The sequence below is a fragment of the Psychrobacillus sp. NPDC096623 genome, assembly GCF_044762655.1.
In the GTDB taxonomy this organism is placed as follows: Bacteria; Bacillota; Bacilli; order Bacillales_A; family Planococcaceae; genus Psychrobacillus.
Genome location: NZ_JBIWER010000008.1, coordinates 77,288 through 95,439, shown reverse-complemented (window position 1 = coordinate 95,439; position 18,152 = coordinate 77,288). Strand labels below are relative to the sequence as shown.

Sequence of the window (18,152 nt, the reverse complement as noted above, 5' to 3'; positions counted from 1 at the left end):
TTGAATAAACGTAATAATGTTATACATTGAATATATTTCTTATCCAACAAAACAGTTGTTTAAGTTGAAAATGAAAAGAGAGCTGATACTAATTCAAATTGAATAACTCCGAAATCATTTCAGCACTTCCGGGTGAAAACATAAATATTGATAACAAAATACATAATAGACCTACGAATATTAAGCTAAATTTTTTATTGCCAAGTAGCCCCTTAACTACTAAAAATAATCCAAGGAATAATATTAAGAAATACCAAAAGCCCAAGATCTCACCCCTTCGCTTAACTAAATATTATGACGTTACCGTTCACTAAAAGTTCTGACTCTTTACTTTAAATTAAATGAAAGGATTCTCGATACTAGTAAACTGCACCTTTAGCGCAATCCTCATTAGCATTATTAGCTTCGGAATAAATTCTTTTAAGCTTTTTCTTTCAGAACTAATATGCATTGAAAAAATTTAGAAAAATCCAAACTTTTGTAATTTGGTTATCGTTTAATATATAACGAAAGGAGTTGTGGTTTTGCTAAATATTCATGACTTAAAAGAGCTAATGCTTCAATATACAGAACCATTATTACGTTTGGCTTATTACTACGTGAAGGATCTCCAAGCGGCAGAGGACATTGTACAAGAAGTATTCATTAAGTTTTATCATAATAAGAATTATTATGAAGACCGCGGAGAGTTAAAAGCTTATTTAACAAAAATGACTGTTAATAAAAGCAAGGATTATTTAAAAAGCTGGGCATATAGAAAAGTACAACTACAAAATAAATTGTTTCCACCAGCAGGTAAAAGAAATGCAGATGAATTAGTTAGAAAAGACGAGCAAGCAATAATTGGTGAAGCAATTATTGAGTTGCCCTTAAAACAACGAGAAGTTCTTATTTACTTTTATTTTAATGAGATGACTATTACGGAGGTTGCTCATATTTTATCTATTCCAGAAAGTACAGTAAAAACTCGATTGAGACGAGGTAAAGAACTATTAAGAAATCAACTGAAAGGAATAGAATGGGAGGTACTTTTAAATGAATAACTATATTCCTAATGAGGTGAAAGATTTAAGAACTAGTAAACAACGTGTAATGCAAAATGTAGTGGATGAGATAGAAAATACTTCAAGGAGATCCAAATATAAATGGAGATATGTAGTTATTACTGCAGTTTTAACAATAAGCACAATACTATTTGTCTTTAACGAAATATTTATAGAAAATGAACAACAGTCTGCAACCGAAATGCAACTGGATTTTACCAAACCTTCAATCTCCGAAGATCAAGGTTTATTATATCTTCATGGTGTAACGTTAGGTGACTCACAATCAAAAGTAATAGAACGCTTGGGTGTAAATTATACAGTTGATGATTTTGAGGATGGCAGTGGGGCAGATTTCATATTGGATTATGGAGACATCGCGAGATTCTATTTTTATCAAGACAAATTAGATTCAATAATATTTATGAAAGTAGATAAAACTTACTTTGACAAATTATTTAATGATTACAAAGGATTTAAATTTCTTACTCCGACAACTGGAAATGACCGTTATTTCTACTCGAAAGAAACTGGTCAGCTATTAAAGGCTACAATCGTTCCTGACGGAAATCTCTACTTATATCTAATGCGTGGTGAAAAGGATCTTTTGAAAAATCCAGACTTTCCAAAAATAGAACAGATTTTAAATTAGTTGTGATCATAAGATGGCTAACTCATGTTCAGTTAAAATGGGATGAAAGCGGATGAGGAGCTGTCTAAATCAAAATCGACTGGATGTAACAATGTGAAAATTAAATTCAAATAATGAAAAACATTGGGGTGAAAAGTACCCCAATGTTTTCTGAGAGTCGGATTAAGGGCTATTGTAGCAGATTTAAGGGCTATAGAGATAGATTTACGGGCTATATCGAAGACTTTATGGGCGATATCGCCATTTATGAATGCAAAACCTTGGGTTATGGGCTATCTTTTCAATTGTATGGGCTAACATCTTTTAATTGCGTAGCAACGGCATAGAGCAGCATCGGAACGATCCACCTGATTTAATGATTTCTGAGAAATCGACCTCCAGCACTTGATATCCATGTTGTCGCAACTGCTCATTAACGTCATGATTAGTTGGTAAACTAAACACTCGATTTTCACCAATCGACAACACATTCGTCCCCATGGAGAACTGCTCACTTTCGCTCACTTCTATTAAATGATACATACTCGCCAAATGGTCCACGATTTTCCGGTCAAGCGCAGTCGGATAAATTAGTGCGTCTTTTGAGGAAAGAATATTGAAAACACAGTCCAAATGCAAAAATTTTGGGTCAAAAGGAATTGGGACTATTTCAAAATTTGGTAATTCAGCTTGCAAAGTTCGTACGGCTTTCATACATGTTCGATCGCTTATTCCAACAAACACCCGATTGCCATCCACGATTACATCCCCGCCTTCAATTGGGTGCGTGGAAAGTTTTTTATAAGAAACGTCCTGCTCATTCATCCAATGAGCTAATACTTTTTCTTCCCCTTTACGAATCGGATTTGCCATTTCGGAAATGAATAAGTGGTTGCCCAATGTAAAACCAATATCTCTAGTGAAGACTTGTTCAGGATGGTTTTTACTTGGTTGTAGTTTTATCACTTCTACACCTGCATTCCGTAAAGCTTGCTCAAATTTCTGGTGCTGCGAAACGGCAAGCGAACGGTCAATATTATCTTGTATATATCTTTTTTGAACATCATTAATTACTTCTTTTATTTCCATATATTTTGGCTCACATAAAATTACTTTTTGAAGTATTCCATATTCACTTTGACAATGTATTTGAGATTGGTCTTGCATAATTTTCCCCATTAGTCATCCTCCAGTTTCTTTATTCATTCCTTCTTATTCCCTATATTTTTCATTTCATAACCTGTTTATGCAATTTAGTTTGATAGAATATGTTGTTTCAGGAATTTTACGTTGGGGTAAAGACTAAATATAAGAGACGGGAAAAAAGATAGTGGAGGAGATTGTATGATTACGAAGGAACAGGCATTATTGACTAAAGAGGATTTTCATACTAGGAAAGACTTGCCGAGTTGGCTCTATACGGAATATGAAACCTTTCATAATACGGTGACGGATAAAACATTTCCGTGTTTTTTCGGAATGAGTGGCGAACTGAAGGGCGAGCTTCGCTATGCTTACATCAATCAATCCGACTGGAGCAATCTACCCGCGGCAGTAGCAGGCTTTCTAGATTTATTTAAATTACCAAATTATAAGAGACATGGTCTTTTTGTATTTGTAGAGCCTTTTGAAAAGGAAGGTTCTATTGATGATTACCGCAAGCAATTTTGGGATATCCTTCAATACTTACATGAGGTCGATGAAGTGGAATGGCCAGAAGACAGTCCTCGTGACCCAGACCACTATTTATGGGATTTCCGATTTAATGGAGAGCCTATCTTTGTGTTCGGCAATGCTCCGGCATACAAAAAGCGAAAGACACGTCACCTAGGAAATGCAATGGTGCTTGGATTCCAACCTCGTAAAATATTTGAAGGATTAGAGGGGACAGAAAAAGGTGGTATTATGTCACGTGAGAAAGTCCGTAAACGTGTAGAAGCGTGGGATCAGCTGCCAAAGCATCCAGACATAGGTCACTTCGGCGACCCGACGCATAATGAATGGAAGCAATCGTTTATAGGTGATGATATCGAACCGATTCAAGGAAAATGTCCATTCCATCATAAATCATTGGCATAAATTCAAGGAAATATAATATAGTGAAAAGAAGTACGTGGGAACTGTCCCACGTGCTTTTTTGGTGCGGGCATTTGTCGAAAGGTTCTTTTTTTAAAATCTTTTGCGTATCCATAGTATCCCACCTTTACGTTATTACCTATATGATAATCATTTTCAATTACATTTGTAGTGACCTTCATCACTTTTCACCTAAAGTCTTATAAAATAAGGAATAATTCATAGTACAATGTAATAGATGGAAGAACTAACCTAATCAAAGGGATGGTTGTTCTTGAGATTCAGAAAGGGAGCTGAATATGATTAAAAGAAATGTACCTTTTATATGGATGGTTGTCGCTGTCATTGTTATTTATTGTAGTTTGTTGGCAGCCTATTATACGAATCATATAAATGCTTTTGTTTTTATAGGAGTAATGCTCGTTGCATTAGCGTTAATAATAATTTTTATATTTATATATCGTAATAATAAGATAAGGGTGCGGAAATTTAGTTGGATTGCAACTAGTCTTACTATTTTAATGTGCCTGGAAGCTCCATTATTATGGTACGAAACAAATACATATATAGTTAGTCGCCATGCTGAACCGATAGAAGCCTCCGACAATTCAGGTATACACCTAATGCTCGTAACTACTTTTGAGATTGGTTACCTTAAAGATAAGGAACTTATACTGGAAGGTCTACAGCAAGATAATTTAGACATAATAGACTTATATGAAGTTAATAACCAAACTCGTTATCAGAGTAAGAATAGTGATATCCTTCAATGGTTAAGAATTCAAAAAGATGATTTCAATATTATGAAAGAGAATGTAGCCAGCTACCTTAAGGATGATACTAGTAGTATTCAAAAGGTTCTAAAGAGAAAGGATATTACTGGTGATAGCCTAGGACTTGGATTAGCGCTGTCTGCTTTAATCGGAGAAGGAGAACTAGAAAATGCCTTAACTTTTGGTGTTACTGGTGCATTAAGCCCGACAGGTGATGTGAAGGAAATTGGCATGATCAAAGAAAAATTATTGATAGCAGAGGGACTCTCTTACCCGTACATGATTATCCCTAGTGAGAATGTGAAGGAGGCAAAGGAAGTGAAGAAAACACACAATCTAACATTAGAAATACTGGATGTTAGTCATATTGATCAAGCTATAAATCGTATTCAAGAATTAAATGAGGAGCATGGCACCCCTGATAGGGAGGATACCGATCCAGAGCATACAATGTTACCAGAGATTACATGGAAAGCGAACCATACTGCGTATATATTCCACAGTCCATGAGAAAGAAAGCTAAACAGCCAACTGTATGACTATAAAGCAAGTAATAGAGGAAGATGCTATTACTTGTTTTTTAATGGCTGAAAAGTAGTATTAAGAAATTTTAGGCTAGGCAAGTTTCCATATAAACAAGTAGAATAGATGTATTAATCTGAAAAATACATGGAAAGAGTGAAGAGGGATTGGTAATGGCAATTGAACTAGTAAGAGAATATTTTAAAGGATTTGGAATGGAGAATAAAATACAAGAATATGAGGCGTCGAGTGCCACTGTAGAATTAGCGGCTATAGCACTGAATGTCGAACCTGCTAGGATAGCTAAAACACTTTCTTTCAAGTTTGATGAAGGTTGTATATTAATAGTTGCTGCTGGTGATACAAAAATTGATAATGCAAAATTTAAGAGCATATTCAAAGTGAAAGCAAAAATGTTGTCTCCAGACGAAGTATTAGAACAGGTGGGACATGCTGTTGGAGGAGTTTGTCCATTTGGAATTCCAGCACATATCAATGTTTATCTAGACGAGTCGTTAAAACGTTTTGAAACAATTTTTCCGGCTTGTGGGAGTAGTAATAGTGCAATTGAACTTACATGTGAAGAACTTTTTTCTGTTGCAAAAGCGGTTGAGTGGGTGGATGTCTGCAAAGGTTGGACGAATTAATATTGCACAATAGGGGTGTACAAAATGGATATATCTTTTAAAACGACTGAAGGTAGATTTAATTATCGAGTAGCTGGATTGTTGGTTCACGACGAGAAGTTGCTGATCATGCAAGATAAAGGTCAACCATATTATTATGTGCCTGGCGGTCGGATCAGGATGAACGAAAAAAGCGAAGATGCCGTAAAGCGTGAAATAAAAGAGGAGCTGGGAATAGAAGTGAACGTAAACCGGATGCTCTGGGTAAATGAAAACTTTTTTAAAGAGGAATCTTTTCATGAACAATTTCATGAAGTTTGCTTCTTTTATTTGTTAGAGCTAAAAGATGAGGAAGTCCTTAAAAAAGGCAGTAAATTTGTAGTTGACGAAAATGGGAAGACACATACCTATTATTGGAAATCGTTGGACGAAATTAATAATATAAATCTATATCCACAGTTTTTGAAGGAGAAAATGTCCGAGATACCTCCGCATATAAAGCATATTGTAGAGACTTGAAATGCTCAGAGCTTTTCTTGTTTTTTTCTTCCATCTCTGCTGAGAAATTTGGAAAGTCAAACAACTCGTTGGTACAATTTCTAATACATATATTAGTACTTCAAAAATTCCTGGTATCAGATCATTTGCTTTTAATTAAAAAAAATGGAAGTAAGTGTTCAGAATTTTGTGACTTTTTTAATATTAAACCGTATTACTAATACAAGTACCTTTCGTTAAGGAGGAATAATATGAGTATTATATTTATGGTAATTTTTACAGGTATTGCTGTAACAGTCGTATTTAAAGTTGCCCATCTCATATACTTATTATTCAAGCTGGGCTTCAACTCCGAAGTTATTAAATTCCTATTCGTCCTTACGGTCATGGCAGCCTTTGGCACGTTCGTATTAATCGGTTCAGATTTTAGTATAGCTGGTTTCGTTATAGCGTCACTCATTGGTGGTGTGTTGCTACCTTACTTGTTTGAAATCACAAAGTTGAAACCAAAATCTCATTACGGGACAGAGAAACCAAAGAGTGTATCTGAAAGCGATTTCGCATGGAGCTACTTTGGTGGTGGCGATGGGGATTGTGGAAACGTAGGTTATAATAGTGGTAGCGCAAGTTTTAGCAGTGATAATGGTGGTGATTGTAGTGGTGGCGGGGGAGGTGGCGACTAACCGTAGTACAACGAAAAAAAGAATCCATACGAGTGGTCGTATTTATGGATTCTTTTTTATATTTTATTTGGGTTCAAGGAAAAATGTATAGGATGTTTACCTAAATATAAATTAATTATAAACAAATATGTTCTGAATAAGCGGAAAGAAACTACCTATTATTAAACAATAAAAACGCTGAATATACTCAGCGTTTTTATTATGTTTTGATATTAGACTAAATATGTGAACACAATTAATAAGTAGTTATTTTCGTAAACTTTTGCAAAGTATAAATCCAGCGCTGCCACCAAGTAAAACTATCTTGGAACTCTTCCAATTCTACTGTGTACAAAGCATCTTCATTGTTCCAAAGTCGTTCAAAATAACTCTCCATTTCCGTTACTAACTGGCTATCATTCGGTGCGATCACCTTTAAATTGCTTTCTAGGTTATAATTGTCTAGTGTTCTTTCCGTGTAATTAGCAGAACCATTTGAAATAATCGTATGCTCATCCGATTGAATCCAAATTGATTTCGTATGGTATTGACCGATAACGGTATTGTACCAACGTATGTTTAATTTACCTTTTGTATCCTCAACCATTTCCTGCACTACTGGACGATTTGGGAGACCTGATTTTTCTTGTCCGAAAGAATTTTCGTTAGGATCGAGAATCATATTAACTTCTACACCTCTATTTGCTGCATCTATGAGAGCATTGACGATATCTCGTTTAGATACAAAAAACATACCAAGCCAAATTTTGTCTCCTTCTTTTGTTGCTGCTAAGTCTGCAAGGAGCGCATCTAAGATTTTCTTCTCTGTCATATACTGAACTTGATATTGTCCATCTGATTCTTTCTTATCAACACGGGGCAGCTTAGGACCTCCAGAAAATAATGATACAGCTTCCTCGGATTCTAAAATATCATTTAATACTGGACCACTTACCTTCAAGGCAATATTGCCATGAAATCCACTAGCATCATGAGGATTAGAGGAAGTCACTATTGCTTCTTTTTCGGTTACTACTGCCTTCCGATGATTTGCTTTGATATTGAGTAATTTCAAATAGGAAGCGACCGTCATTTTAGGAGCCTCACTAGCCATCGCATTTGGAATCCAACCATTTCCACCAAAGTCAAACCACTGGAAAAAAATACGATAAATACCTGAGTAGATTGGTGTAGAATCGCGTAAAGAATCTAAATCTGTATAGACAATTTCGACGCCAGCATCTCTCATTTTCTTAAACCATTCATTCTCATAAGATCCATAGCCTTTGTTCAATGGATCGGTGATAAATACAACGGGCATATCCGGATGCTCTATCTTTTTTTGAGCTAATTTAGCTGAAAGCGTATCAGCAATTTTAGGGAAATCTTCTTTTTCATCGTAAAATCCATCAACTAAGAAGAAGTCGACTACAACAAAATCTTCTGCCTCTTCAATCATTTGATAAACTTCATCAAAGATGTGGTTTTCATGCACCATTCCAGTTCCTTCACGATCCTGGGCATAAGTTAAATCCGTAATCATCTCGACCGAATCTGTTTTATGTATGTCTCCTTTAAAGGAGACGCCTTCAGGTAAAGGCTTGTATGTATGCCAAAGTATAACAGCTATATAAATAAGTCCAAAAATCCCTAGAGAACCCATCACGATTCTTTTACGTTTACTCCATGGCTTACTATGCTTCTTAGCCATATTTCTTCCCCCTAAAATTCTCTTTTTTAAGTACTTTTCCCTTAAATTATTAAATACAAACCATTTGTAATAATCATCTGGATGATTAGTCACTCATCAATATGGAGAAAAGGGTTCTCTAAAGCCCTGGTTATATAAATAAATTCAAGATTATGAAAGTATTCGCTTAAACTATAGAGGCTAATTATTAAGTTTTTGGTGCAATAATCTGAAGCTAATGGAAAATTTAAAGGATATATAATTTATCGGTTTAAAGAATATATCTCATACGAAATTTTAAAAAGAGCCCATTCCTTTGGGCTCTTTTTTATGTTCATCATTTAGAAGAAACGACGATGAAACGAATCGGTTTATCTGAGTAGTTATACCAATAATGCGATTTGCTCGCATCGAACATAATAGATTGCTGCTCATGTAATTCCTGTTTTACCTCATCCACAACAACTGTCAAGGTCCCCTCAAGGACGAATAAAAATTCGTGACCACCGTGTGCGAAGGCATTACCTTCGTTTTCACCAGGCTGTAAGGTTACAAGGATAGGTGCATATGAAGCTTCTTTCATCCCGCACGATAAATCCTTGTAATAGTATTGCTGTCTAATTTCTTCTAGTTCATCAGCCTTTGTGTTTTCAGGGAAAAATACCGTTGGATTCACTTTTAATGCATCTGCAATCTTTTTTAAGGATTCTAGTGTAACGCTCGATTTTTCACGTTCAACCTGAGATAAGAAGCTGATAGAGACATCAGTCTGTTCTGCAAGCTCCTTTAACGTTAGCTTACGTTCCTTTCGTAATTCTTTTAAGATCTTGCCTATTGAATGAGAAGACATATATCATTCTCCTTAACTTTAATGTATATATCCATCATACCTTACTCTTTTCAAATCCTTCCAATTTTTATTTACAAAACAACGTTGACAGAAAATTTTAAACTCTTTAGAATAAAAGACGGGAGAATTAAAGTGTCACTTCAATTTTAAGATAGGGGAGATGTAAGATGGATTCAAAGGGAATGAGAAAAGTATGGATTGCTAGTTTGGTAGGAAGTTCGATAGAATGGTTTGATTATTTCTTATATGGGACAGTTGCTGCGCTTGTTTTTAATCAAGTATTTTTTGTTACAGAAGACCCATCGGTAGGGTTGATACTAGCGTATGCATCCTTTGCTTTATCATTCTTCATACGTCCATTTGGGGGAATTATCTTCAGTCATATTGGAGATAGAATTGGACGTAAAAAAACATTGGTTGTTACTTTATCGCTGATGGGGGTTGCTACATTTGGAATGGGATTACTTCCAACCTATCAGGCGATCGGTATTTGGGCACCTATTCTGTTAATCACTTTACGCTTAGTTCAAGGACTAGGTATTGGAGGGGAATGGGGAGGAGCATTATTATTGGCAGTGGAGTACGCACCGAAAGAAAAAAGAGGATTATATGGATCTATACCTCAAATGGGTGTCACGATCGGAATGGTATTGGGAACAGTTGCGTTGTCTATCATGACTTTACTTCCAGAAGGATCGTTCATGACCTGGGGCTGGCGCGTACCATTTATATTAAGTGCCCTACTTGTAATTTTCGGTTTGTGGATTCGTAAAGGAATTGATGAAACACCTTCATTTAAGAAAGTGCAAGAGACTGGAGATATTCCTAAATTACCAATAGTAGATACATTAAAGTATCACTGGCGTGAAGTATTAATAGCAATTGGAGCAAAGGTTGTAGAGACGGCACCGTTTTATATTTTTGGGACATTTGTCGTTTCCTACGCAACTACAGAATTAGGTTTTTCTCGTACAACCACATTGAATACTGTAATGGTAGCGACAATTATTACAACTATCCTGATTCCTATTATGGGAAGCTTATCGGATAGAATTGGACGGAAAAAAGTGTATGTTGCTGGAACAGTGGGGATGCTTTTATTTGCTTTCCCATACTTCTGGATGCTTCAACAGCAATCGGTCGTTCTGTTGGTTGTCGCAACAGTAATTGGGTTAGGAATTATTTGGGCTCCTATTACAGCGGTACTTGGTACTATGTTCTCTGAAATCTTTAATGCGAAGGTTCGCTATACAGGAGTTACACTAGGCTACCAAATTGGAGCAGCTTTAGCAGGAGGTACAGCACCATTAGTTGCTGCAAGCTTAATGTTAAAGTTTAACGGATCTTATGTACCAGTAGCTATTTATATTATTTTCACAGCAGTTATTTCTTTAGTGGCTATTTGGGCTGTGAAGGATCGTAGTCAGGAAAATCTAGATGAAGAAAACCAAACAGTAGAAATGGCTAACAAAAAGGTCCAAACTAATAAAGGATTAAGCGAAGTCTAAATAACCAAACTCGTCTTTGATCAAAAATTAAAGACGAGTTTTTTCATCATAGGAGGAATACATCATGTTAGTAGTGAATGAAAACCAAATTATGCATACATATAAGATGAAGGATGCAATACAAGATGTAGAAGAGTTATTAAAGGCGAAGGTAGCGGAGAAAATTGCAAACCCACATCGGACCGTGATCGAATTCCCACAACATGAAGCATCGGCTCTATATATGCCAAGCGCTGATCTAGTAGAGGAAGTCACGGCAGTTAAAGTAGTAACGATCTACCCGAACAATCCGTCTAAAGGCAAACCGACGACACAAGGGGTCGTATTATTGTCGGATGCACAAAACGGGGAGCATGTGGCAATGTTGAATGCGTCCTATTTAACTCGATTACGTACAGGTGCGTTAAGCGGAATAGCGACTGATTATTTAGCTCGAAAAAATGCAAAGGTACTGACGGTTATTGGAACAGGTGCAATGGCATTCGAACAAGTTTTAGGTGTCCTCGCTGTTCGAGATATAGAGCGAATAATATTGTTTAATCGTAATGCTGAAAAAGCACAGAAATTTGGAGAAAAGTTAACAGACTTTGGTGTTCAAATTCCATTTGAAGTAGTGGGTGATGTATCGATTGCAGTCCATCAGTCAGATATCATTTGTTGTGCGACTCGTTCCAACGAGCCCGTATTTAATGGAGTTGATCTTAAGCCTGGTACACATATCAACGGCGTAGGTTCCTATTTACCACATATGCAGGAGATGGACGTGACAACGATCAAACGTGCTTCTAAAATAGTTGTAGATGACTTAGCTGGAGTGAAGGATGAAGCGGGTGAACTAATGCACGCGGAAAAAATTGGCGTGTGGTCATTTGATGAAGTTCACGGGGAACTAGGACAGCTAGTTGTGGATCAAGTAAGTGGTAGAGAAAACGGGGATGAAATTACACTCTTTAAATCCGTCGGAGCAGCTTATTTTGATTTGGCTGTAGCTAAAGGGACCTACGTTAAAGCGAAAGAACATAACATTGGTACGCATATAGAAGTATAAAATAATTTTAGAGAGCCGCTTCCTTAATGGAGGCAGTTTTTGTATTCAGCTTATCCCTTTAGCGAGTAAAGTAGCGTCTAGAGCGAGTATCGAAAACAATCAGATGAAAAACTCTAAAATATTTTTCATAAAATAGAGGAATCAATGGCATTATCTTAAACTATTTAGGGTAAACATGGGAGGAGGTAAATATAGTAGAAGAAAGGGGGGCAAGTGAGTTGATTCGTTTCGAAAATATTAAGAAAGTTTTTCCAGATGGAACAGAAGCTTTGCGGGATGTCTCTCTAACGATTCAAAAGGAACAATTAGTGGTCATCATTGGACCTAGCGGATGCGGGAAAACTACTCTTTTAAAACTGATTAATCGATTAGAAATTCCTACGTCTGGTGAAGTTTTCGTAGGAGAGAAACCTATATCCACTATAGACCCTGTAGAGCTCAGAAAAACGATTGGATACGTTATTCAACGAATTGGTTTGTTTCCGCATATGACAATAGAAAAAAATGCTGCGCTTGTACCGAATTTGAAGGGTTGGACAAAGGATAAGACAACTGAGCGCATTCACGAATTAATGATAATGGTTGGCCTTCAACCCGATCAGTTTCTGCCTAAATATCCACTTGAACTAAGTGGTGGTCAGCAGCAACGAGTAGGGGTGGTGCGGGCGCTTGCTGCGAACCCGGATATTATTTTAATGGATGAACCATTTAGTGCTTTAGATCCGATAAGTCGTGAACAATTGCAAGATGAGATAAAGTATTTACAGGAAAAGATTAAGAAAACAATCGTTTTTGTTACGCATGATATTGATGAAGCATTAAAAATTGCCGATATGATTGTCCTCATGAAAGATGGCATGATTGAGCAAGTTGGAACACCTACTGAGTTGATAGAAAATCCTATTAATAACTTCGTGAAAAACTTTATCGGAATTGAAAGAATTAATCGGAAAAAATCAATTGGAAAAAGAGAGTTACAGGATTTTGCTAGCTTTTTCGACAGCGAATGGGATTCACATTATCTTGAGGTAGACGCCTCTATGTTTGTAGAAGAGGCTATTTCGTTACTGGAAAACGAAAGTACAAAGGGACTACTAGTAAAGCGCAGCAACGAGGTGCTAGGTTTTGTCAATCAATCCATCCTTCTTCGAGCAATGCTAGCCAAGGAAGAGGTGGTATAGGTGAGTAGCTTTATAGAGACTATTCAAAGTCGTTCCGATTTAATACAGGAGGCATTTATTCAGCATATTTACTTATCTTTTATTGCGTTGGCAATCGGGATTGCAATTGCATTACCTCTAGGGATTTTAGTTGCAAGGTATCGTAAAGTAGCTGAGCCCGTTATAGGAATCACTGCAATATTTCAAACTATACCTAGCCTGGCGTTATTTGGATTTCTAGTACCGTTAATTGGAATTGGAACAAAAACTGCTTTAATTGCTTTAATCATATACGCACTTTTACCCATTTTACGTAATACATATACCGGTATTTCAAACATTGATGAATCTATGATTGAGGCTGGAAGAGGGATGGGGATGACTAAAAGTCAGCTGCTTTGGCAGATTGAATTTCCGCTTGCGTTACCATTTATAATGGCAGGAATTCGAACAGCTACAGTTCTGACTGTAGGTATTGCTACACTGGCAACATTTGTAGGAGCAGGTGGGTTAGGGGACGTAATTTACCGTGGATTGCAATCCTATAATAATTCACTCGTTTTAGCAGGTGCTTTACCTGTTGCGTTATTAGCAATTATGTTTGATTTTCTATTGAAATGGATTGAAAAAAGAGCTACACCAAAAGGAATGAGTATGAGAGGATGAAGCGTATGAAAAAGTTAATGGGAATGGCGGGGCTTTCAGCAGTAATGCTTTTAAGTGCCTGCTCGAACTCTGAGGAAACGTTAGTAATTAGCGGAAAACCGTGGACAGAGCAATTTATACTCCCGCAGATTATAGGACAATATATAGAAGAGAAAACAGATATTGATGTGGAATATAAAGAAGGTCTAGGAGAAGTAGCGATTATGACTCCTGCTCTAGAAAAAGGCGATATTGATCTGTACGTAGAGTATACGGGCACAGGCTTAAAGGATGTTTTGAAAGTTGAATCTGAGGTTGGAGAAAGCTCAGATAGTGTGCTCGAAAAAGTAAGAAAAGGCTATGAGGAGAAGTTTAAGGCTACGTGGTTAAGTCCTCTTGGATTTGAAAATACGTATACATTAGCTTATACAAAAGATAATAAGTACAATGCAGAAACTTACTCTGATTTGGTGGAGGCTTCTAAAACTGGTGATATGGTTTTTGGAGCACCTCATGCATTTTATGAAAGAAAAGGTGATGGCTTTGACGATTTAATAAATACATATCCATTTGTATTTTCAGAAACGCAAAGTTTAGATCCAAATGTGATGTATGAAGCATTGAAAAATGGAGATGTCGATGTCATACCTGCATTTACGACAGATGGACGCATTGAACGTTTTGATTTACAAACTACAACCGATGATTTAGGATTTTTCCCTAAATATGATGCCGCACCTGTCGTTCGTATGGATGCCCTTGAAAAGTTTCCTGAGCTGGAAGATGCGTTAAATGAGTTGGCGGGGAAAATATCGGAAGAGGATATGCTGAAAATGAATGCGAGAGTTGATATTGATGGCGATAAGCCGGAGGATGTAGCTCATGACTTTTTAGTAGAGAAAGGTTTAATTGAGAAATAAAAAAACACCCGGTTCTAGCAATCTAGAATCGGGTGAAATTATTTAGATTAACGTTTTGAAGTTTAGTCGTTTATTTAAAGCATAAATAATCGGGATTCCGACAGCTAATACACCGAATTCTCCAGCTGCAACTGTTAACCATGTATAGAAGAAAGGTACTCCAAAAGCAAGCATTAACTCGAATGCGATGATAAACATAGTTAATGTAAAAAGAAGTGTATTGATAGCCATGCGGGCAATGTCACCTTTTACATACTTAGTTGCCAAAATCGTTAGCGATAATGTAATGATAGAATGCGCTACTCCAAATGTTAGGTCGAATGCTGCCATTGGAGAGAACATATTTGTGATGAATACCCCTAATACAATTCCAAAAAAGTATTTTTTATTAAATACGATTAAATGATTAAACATCTCTGCAATACGAAATTGCACTGCACCAAATGCAAAAGGAGCCACTAGTAGAGATACCGCAACATAAAGAGCGGCAATAACACCAGTTACTGCAATAGTCTTTGTTTTCATTATTCATTTCTCCTTAGTTTTTTTCCGTGGGAGGTTCTCGAACCACGTTAGTTTTCACAAAGAGTTATTTTATGCGAATTGTTATCAACTGTCAAGGGGAATTGTCATATATAAGCCCTGTTTTCCTATGCTAGAATGATACAGAGTAACGAAAAGGAAGGTTTTAAATGAGAAAGATAGTAATGCTAGTTTGTATATGTATAGCTGTAATGATGAGTGGCTGTACTTTAGTTCAACAACCAGATAAAAAAATAGAAACGTCTCAAATACCCGTCGAGTCGGGCAAAGAAATGAATGTCCATTTTATAAATGTAGGACAAGGAGATTCTATCTTAGTACAATCACCAAGTGGAAGAAATCTACTAGTTGATGGAGGTACGAAAGACGCGGGAAAAGATGTAGTAGCTTATTTAAGAACAAAAGGTATTGAGAAACTCGATTATGTAGTGGCTACTCATCCGGATGCAGACCATATCGGAGGGCTTATTTCCGTATTGAACTCTATATCTATTAAAAACTTTGTAGATTCCGGAAAAGTACATACCTCTCAAACCTATGAGAAGATGCTGCAGCTTATTTTAGACAAAAATATCCCGTTCATTGTACCAAGTATTGGAGATACAATTCCTCTGGATGATGATGTAGATATCACTGTTTTACATGTCGGAGACGAATCTAACGATAATAATGAAGCATCCATCGTATTAAAAATTTCGTACGGAGAGGTTTCTTTTCTATTGATGGGCGATGCAGATACTAAAGTGGAAAAGCGTCTACTAAAGGAGGCTAATGTGGAAGCAACCGTTTTAAAAGCAGGGCATCACGGTTCAGATACGAGTAGCTCGGAGGATTTTATTCAGAAAGTAAAACCAAAAATCACCATTTTAAGCTATGGAAAGGATAACTCGTACGGTCACCCACATTCAGAGGTTAAGTCAAGGATAGAACATATAAGTTCCCAAATGTATGGGACTGCTGAAGTTGGCAACATAGTAGTGGAAACAGATGGAGTAGATTACAGCGTAATAACAAGCGGAAGCGTGGAACCAACTGAAATCGCTGATAGAGTCTTAGGGATTTCTATTTCTAGGAAGGATCTTCGAGGTGAGCTAGTCGGAATTACCAACTCTGGTGACACTGCTGTTAGTTTAAAGGATTGGAAGTTAGTTTCCGTGGTTGGCAATCAAACATTCAAATTTCCAAACATTAGCCTGCAGCCTGGTAAGACAATATACGTATCAAGTGGTCCCGAAGCAAAAGAAGGCTCTGGCTATTTGAAATGGACTACAGGGCAAATGTGGAGAAATGATGGGGATGCAGCCATCTTATTGAATAACGAAGGAGAGATTGTGAGTGAATTCGAATAAATACACACTTGACCGCTTTGAAGGCGATTTTGCAGTCTTTTTGAAATATCCAAATGAAATTGAGAGCATCCAAATCCATTGTTCTAATTTAAATGCTAAGCTAAAACAAGGAGATATAGTGAATATTTCAGCAATAGAAGATAAATATGAAATCGAACTTCTTAAAGAAGAAACTATAGGGCAGCAGGAAAAGGTTCGCCAATTACTTGACCGATTGAAAAAACAATAAAACATAATAAATTCAAGAAGAGGTGTCAATATGGAACAGGAGTTACTAAAAGTATTTGACGAGCAGCATAAGCAAATAGGTGTGGAAACTCGTGAGGAAATTCATAAACTCGGTTTATGGCATGAGACATTTCAATGCTGGTTTATAGGTGAAAATAAGGGAAAAGAATATGTTTATTTGCAATTACGAAGTGATTTGAAAAAGGATTATCCTGGGCTATTGGACATTACTGCAGCAGGGCATTTACTGGAGACTGAAACAGTTTTCGATGGGATAAGAGAGGTGAAAGAGGAGCTTGGGATTGACGTGCTCTATGAGGAACTCTATTCACTTGGAGTTATGAAGTATTCCGTAACGACGGGTGATTTAGTAGATAATGAATTAGCGCATGTATTTTTATATGACTGTGCATTGGAATGGGAGCAATTTACGCTGCAGAAAGAGGAAGTTTCGGGAATAGTTCGAGTCGAGATTTCTCAATTTGTGAGTTTATGGCAAGGTGAACTAGAAGAAATAGAGGTTATCGGTTTCAAGGTAGAGGCAAATGGAGCTAGAAGTCCGATTCATCAAAAAGTGAAGAAAGCGATATTTGTGCCACATGAACAATCTTACTACGAGGAAATATGCAAAAAACTTATTTGTTTTACATCAAAAAACCAACTTTCTTGTTAAGAAAGTTGGTTATATAATTTAATCTAAGATTTTGATTTTCACACTTTTACGACCCCATTTATAGGCTTCGCTTTTCGTTGGGAAAAATACATCAATTTTATTTCCCTTGATCGCACTACCAGTATCCCCTGCTACTGCATATCCATAACCTTCGACATAAACTTTTGTGCCAAGTGGAATTACTTTTGGATCTACGGCGATGACTTTTACATCGGGATTACGTTTGAGATTAATGCCTGTACTAGTGACACCAGAGCATCCATTACAGCTTGCTGTGAATGCACTTGCATTCACTATAATTTCCTTCACTACATTATCTTCAGTCGATCTAGAGGGTGTTTTCTTTTTTGCAGCTGTTGACGCCTTTGATGATACTTTTAACTTTTGCTTTGGTTTAATGTTATTTGTTTTTAAATTATTCCATGATTTTAAAGTTGATACCGACACTTTGTGTGTTTTAGCAATTTTATACAAAGTATCTCCTTTTTGAACCGTATAAGTTGAAGATGCGGCTAGGCTTGTGCTTGCCCCGCTAACCAATAGTGCAATTGTGATTATGAGTGTCCCAAGAACTTTTCTCAAATACTCTACCCCTTGCTATTTAGTCTATGCATATCTTACCAATAGTTTATTACGAGAATATTACGACACCTTACCAATAACGTTACAAATCTTAATAATATTGTCGATGATAATTAACATTAGTA

Annotated in this window: 19 protein-coding genes, 1 pseudogene and 1 riboswitch; of the genes and pseudogenes, 15 read left to right on the top strand and 5 right to left on the bottom strand. The window is 36.6% G+C overall.

Going from position 1 to position 18,152, the window contains the following annotated elements; genetic code table 11:
* Window positions 1–524 precede the first annotated feature (524 nt).
* Together ACIQX2_RS17900 and ACIQX2_RS17895 are read left to right on the top strand one after the other, a co-directional pair.
* Window positions 525–1,043, top strand: coding sequence for a sigma-70 family RNA polymerase sigma factor (locus ACIQX2_RS17900; protein ID WP_402853569.1), 519 nt, complete (start codon window positions 525–527; stop codon window positions 1,041–1,043).
* Entirely contained in the window at window positions 1,036–1,695 is a 660-nt protein-coding gene (locus ACIQX2_RS17895) for a hypothetical protein (protein WP_402853566.1), read from the top strand. Before ACIQX2_RS17900 ends, ACIQX2_RS17895 begins: the two co-directional genes overlap by 8 nt.
* A 303-nt stretch (window positions 1,696–1,998) precedes the next feature.
* Here the strand turns inward: ACIQX2_RS17895 and ACIQX2_RS17890 are convergent, their stop codons facing one another.
* Window positions 1,999–2,853, bottom strand: a complete 855-nt coding sequence (locus ACIQX2_RS17890; protein WP_402853563.1) for a dimethylarginine dimethylaminohydrolase family protein — start codon at window positions 2,851–2,853, stop codon at window positions 1,999–2,001.
* A gap of 165 nt (window positions 2,854–3,018) precedes the next feature.
* On the opposite strand from ACIQX2_RS17890, the gene ACIQX2_RS17885 reads away from it, so the two are divergent.
* The 5 genes and pseudogenes from ACIQX2_RS17885 (at window position 3,019) to ACIQX2_RS17865 (ending at window position 6,852) form a co-directional block, all read left to right on the top strand.
* Entirely contained in the window at window positions 3,019–3,753 is a 735-nt protein-coding gene (locus ACIQX2_RS17885) for a YqcI/YcgG family protein (protein WP_402853560.1), read from the top strand.
* A gap of 296 nt (window positions 3,754–4,049) precedes the next feature.
* Window positions 4,050–4,895 (top strand): annotated as a pseudogene (locus ACIQX2_RS17880) (S16 family serine protease); the annotation flags it as partial.
* A gap of 323 nt (window positions 4,896–5,218) precedes the next feature.
* Window positions 5,219–5,692, top strand: coding sequence for a YbaK/EbsC family protein (locus ACIQX2_RS17875; RefSeq protein ID WP_402853557.1), 474 nt, complete (start codon window positions 5,219–5,221; stop codon window positions 5,690–5,692).
* Between the two features lie 24 nt (window positions 5,693–5,716).
* On the top strand, window positions 5,717–6,190 hold the full coding sequence (locus tag ACIQX2_RS17870; protein ID WP_402853554.1) for an NUDIX hydrolase: 474 nt from the start codon (window positions 5,717–5,719) through the stop codon (window positions 6,188–6,190).
* Window positions 6,191–6,420: 230 nt separating this feature from the next.
* Window positions 6,421–6,852 (top strand): hypothetical protein, encoded by a 432-nt coding sequence (locus ACIQX2_RS17865; RefSeq protein ID WP_402853551.1) that lies wholly within the window; start codon window positions 6,421–6,423, stop codon window positions 6,850–6,852.
* Window positions 6,853–7,087: 235 nt separating this feature from the next.
* Here the strand turns inward: ACIQX2_RS17865 and ACIQX2_RS17860 are convergent, their stop codons facing one another.
* Window positions 7,088–8,542, bottom strand: a complete 1,455-nt coding sequence (locus tag ACIQX2_RS17860) for a phospholipase D family protein (RefSeq protein WP_402853548.1) — start codon at window positions 8,540–8,542, stop codon at window positions 7,088–7,090.
* Between the two features lie 316 nt (window positions 8,543–8,858).
* On the bottom strand, window positions 8,859–9,371 hold the full coding sequence (locus tag ACIQX2_RS17855; protein WP_402853545.1) for a helix-turn-helix domain-containing protein: 513 nt from the start codon (window positions 9,369–9,371) through the stop codon (window positions 8,859–8,861).
* A 167-nt stretch (window positions 9,372–9,538) separates the two neighbouring features.
* Between ACIQX2_RS17855 and ACIQX2_RS17850 the strand changes: the two genes are divergently transcribed.
* From ACIQX2_RS17850 to ACIQX2_RS17830, 5 genes are all read left to right on the top strand, one after another.
* A complete protein-coding gene (locus tag ACIQX2_RS17850) occupies window positions 9,539–10,879 on the top strand; it encodes an MFS transporter (RefSeq protein WP_402853541.1) in 1,341 nt (446 codons plus the stop codon).
* 64 nt (window positions 10,880–10,943) lie between these two features.
* Complete coding sequence (locus ACIQX2_RS17845; RefSeq protein WP_402853538.1) at window positions 10,944–11,927, top strand: ornithine cyclodeaminase family protein; 984 nt, start codon at window positions 10,944–10,946, stop codon at window positions 11,925–11,927.
* Window positions 11,928–12,145: 218 nt separating this feature from the next.
* Window positions 12,146–13,108, top strand: coding sequence for an ABC transporter ATP-binding protein (locus tag ACIQX2_RS17840; protein ID WP_402853535.1), 963 nt, complete (start codon window positions 12,146–12,148; stop codon window positions 13,106–13,108).
* Window positions 13,109–13,753, top strand: a complete 645-nt coding sequence (locus ACIQX2_RS17835; protein WP_402853532.1) for an ABC transporter permease — start codon at window positions 13,109–13,111, stop codon at window positions 13,751–13,753.
* A 5-nt stretch (window positions 13,754–13,758) separates the two neighbouring features.
* Window positions 13,759–14,652, top strand: a complete 894-nt coding sequence (locus ACIQX2_RS17830) for a glycine betaine ABC transporter substrate-binding protein (protein ID WP_402853530.1) — start codon at window positions 13,759–13,761, stop codon at window positions 14,650–14,652.
* 42 nt (window positions 14,653–14,694) lie between these two features.
* Here ACIQX2_RS17830 and ACIQX2_RS17825 read toward each other — a convergent pair whose 3' ends face one another.
* On the bottom strand, window positions 14,695–15,177 hold the full coding sequence (locus ACIQX2_RS17825) for a QueT transporter family protein (RefSeq protein ID WP_402853528.1): 483 nt from the start codon (window positions 15,175–15,177) through the stop codon (window positions 14,695–14,697).
* A gap of 7 nt (window positions 15,178–15,184) precedes the next feature.
* Window positions 15,185–15,229, bottom strand: a riboswitch (PreQ1 riboswitch).
* Between the two features lie 115 nt (window positions 15,230–15,344).
* Between ACIQX2_RS17825 and ACIQX2_RS17820 the strand changes: the two genes are divergently transcribed.
* The 3 genes from ACIQX2_RS17820 to ACIQX2_RS17810 are packed head-to-tail and all read left to right on the top strand — an operon-like array spanning window position 15,345 to window position 17,445.
* Window positions 15,345–16,544: an MBL fold metallo-hydrolase gene (locus ACIQX2_RS17820; RefSeq protein ID WP_402853525.1), complete on the top strand. Its 1,200-nt coding sequence runs from the start codon at window positions 15,345–15,347 to the stop codon at window positions 16,542–16,544.
* Window positions 16,531–16,773: a DUF3006 domain-containing protein gene (locus ACIQX2_RS17815; protein WP_402853523.1), complete on the top strand. Its 243-nt coding sequence runs from the start codon at window positions 16,531–16,533 to the stop codon at window positions 16,771–16,773. The genes ACIQX2_RS17820 and ACIQX2_RS17815 overlap by 14 nt, the downstream gene beginning before the upstream one ends.
* Before the next feature lie 30 nt (window positions 16,774–16,803).
* Window positions 16,804–17,445, top strand: coding sequence for an NUDIX hydrolase (locus ACIQX2_RS17810; RefSeq protein ID WP_402853520.1), 642 nt, complete (start codon window positions 16,804–16,806; stop codon window positions 17,443–17,445).
* 18 nt (window positions 17,446–17,463) lie between these two features.
* On the opposite strand, the gene ACIQX2_RS17805 is transcribed toward ACIQX2_RS17810, so the two are convergent.
* Window positions 17,464–18,027, bottom strand: a complete 564-nt coding sequence (locus tag ACIQX2_RS17805; RefSeq protein WP_402853517.1) for a 3D domain-containing protein — start codon at window positions 18,025–18,027, stop codon at window positions 17,464–17,466.
* Window positions 18,028–18,152 lie beyond the last annotated feature (125 nt).

Coding starts and splice junctions, on each gene's coding strand:
- ACIQX2_RS17820 (WP_402853525.1), top strand. CDS start 15,345: ATGAGAAAGATAGTAATGCTAGTTTGTATATGTATAGCTGTAATGATG.
- ACIQX2_RS17845 (WP_402853538.1), top strand. CDS start 10,944: ATGTTAGTAGTGAATGAAAACCAAATTATGCATACATATAAGATGAAG.
- ACIQX2_RS17825 (WP_402853528.1), bottom strand. CDS start 15,177: ATGAAAACAAAGACTATTGCAGTAACTGGTGTTATTGCCGCTCTTTAT.
- ACIQX2_RS17885 (WP_402853560.1), top strand. CDS start 3,019: ATGATTACGAAGGAACAGGCATTATTGACTAAAGAGGATTTTCATACT.
- ACIQX2_RS17875 (WP_402853557.1), top strand. CDS start 5,219: ATGGCAATTGAACTAGTAAGAGAATATTTTAAAGGATTTGGAATGGAG.
- ACIQX2_RS17850 (WP_402853541.1), top strand. CDS start 9,539: ATGGATTCAAAGGGAATGAGAAAAGTATGGATTGCTAGTTTGGTAGGA.
- ACIQX2_RS17855 (WP_402853545.1), bottom strand. CDS start 9,371: ATGTCTTCTCATTCAATAGGCAAGATCTTAAAAGAATTACGAAAGGAA.
- ACIQX2_RS17895 (WP_402853566.1), top strand. CDS start 1,036: ATGAATAACTATATTCCTAATGAGGTGAAAGATTTAAGAACTAGTAAA.
- ACIQX2_RS17890 (WP_402853563.1), bottom strand. CDS start 2,853: ATGGGGAAAATTATGCAAGACCAATCTCAAATACATTGTCAAAGTGAA.
- ACIQX2_RS17810 (WP_402853520.1), top strand. CDS start 16,804: ATGGAACAGGAGTTACTAAAAGTATTTGACGAGCAGCATAAGCAAATA.
- ACIQX2_RS17865 (WP_402853551.1), top strand. CDS start 6,421: ATGAGTATTATATTTATGGTAATTTTTACAGGTATTGCTGTAACAGTC.
- ACIQX2_RS17830 (WP_402853530.1), top strand. CDS start 13,759: ATGAAAAAGTTAATGGGAATGGCGGGGCTTTCAGCAGTAATGCTTTTA.
- ACIQX2_RS17870 (WP_402853554.1), top strand. CDS start 5,717: ATGGATATATCTTTTAAAACGACTGAAGGTAGATTTAATTATCGAGTA.
- ACIQX2_RS17860 (WP_402853548.1), bottom strand. CDS start 8,542: ATGGCTAAGAAGCATAGTAAGCCATGGAGTAAACGTAAAAGAATCGTG.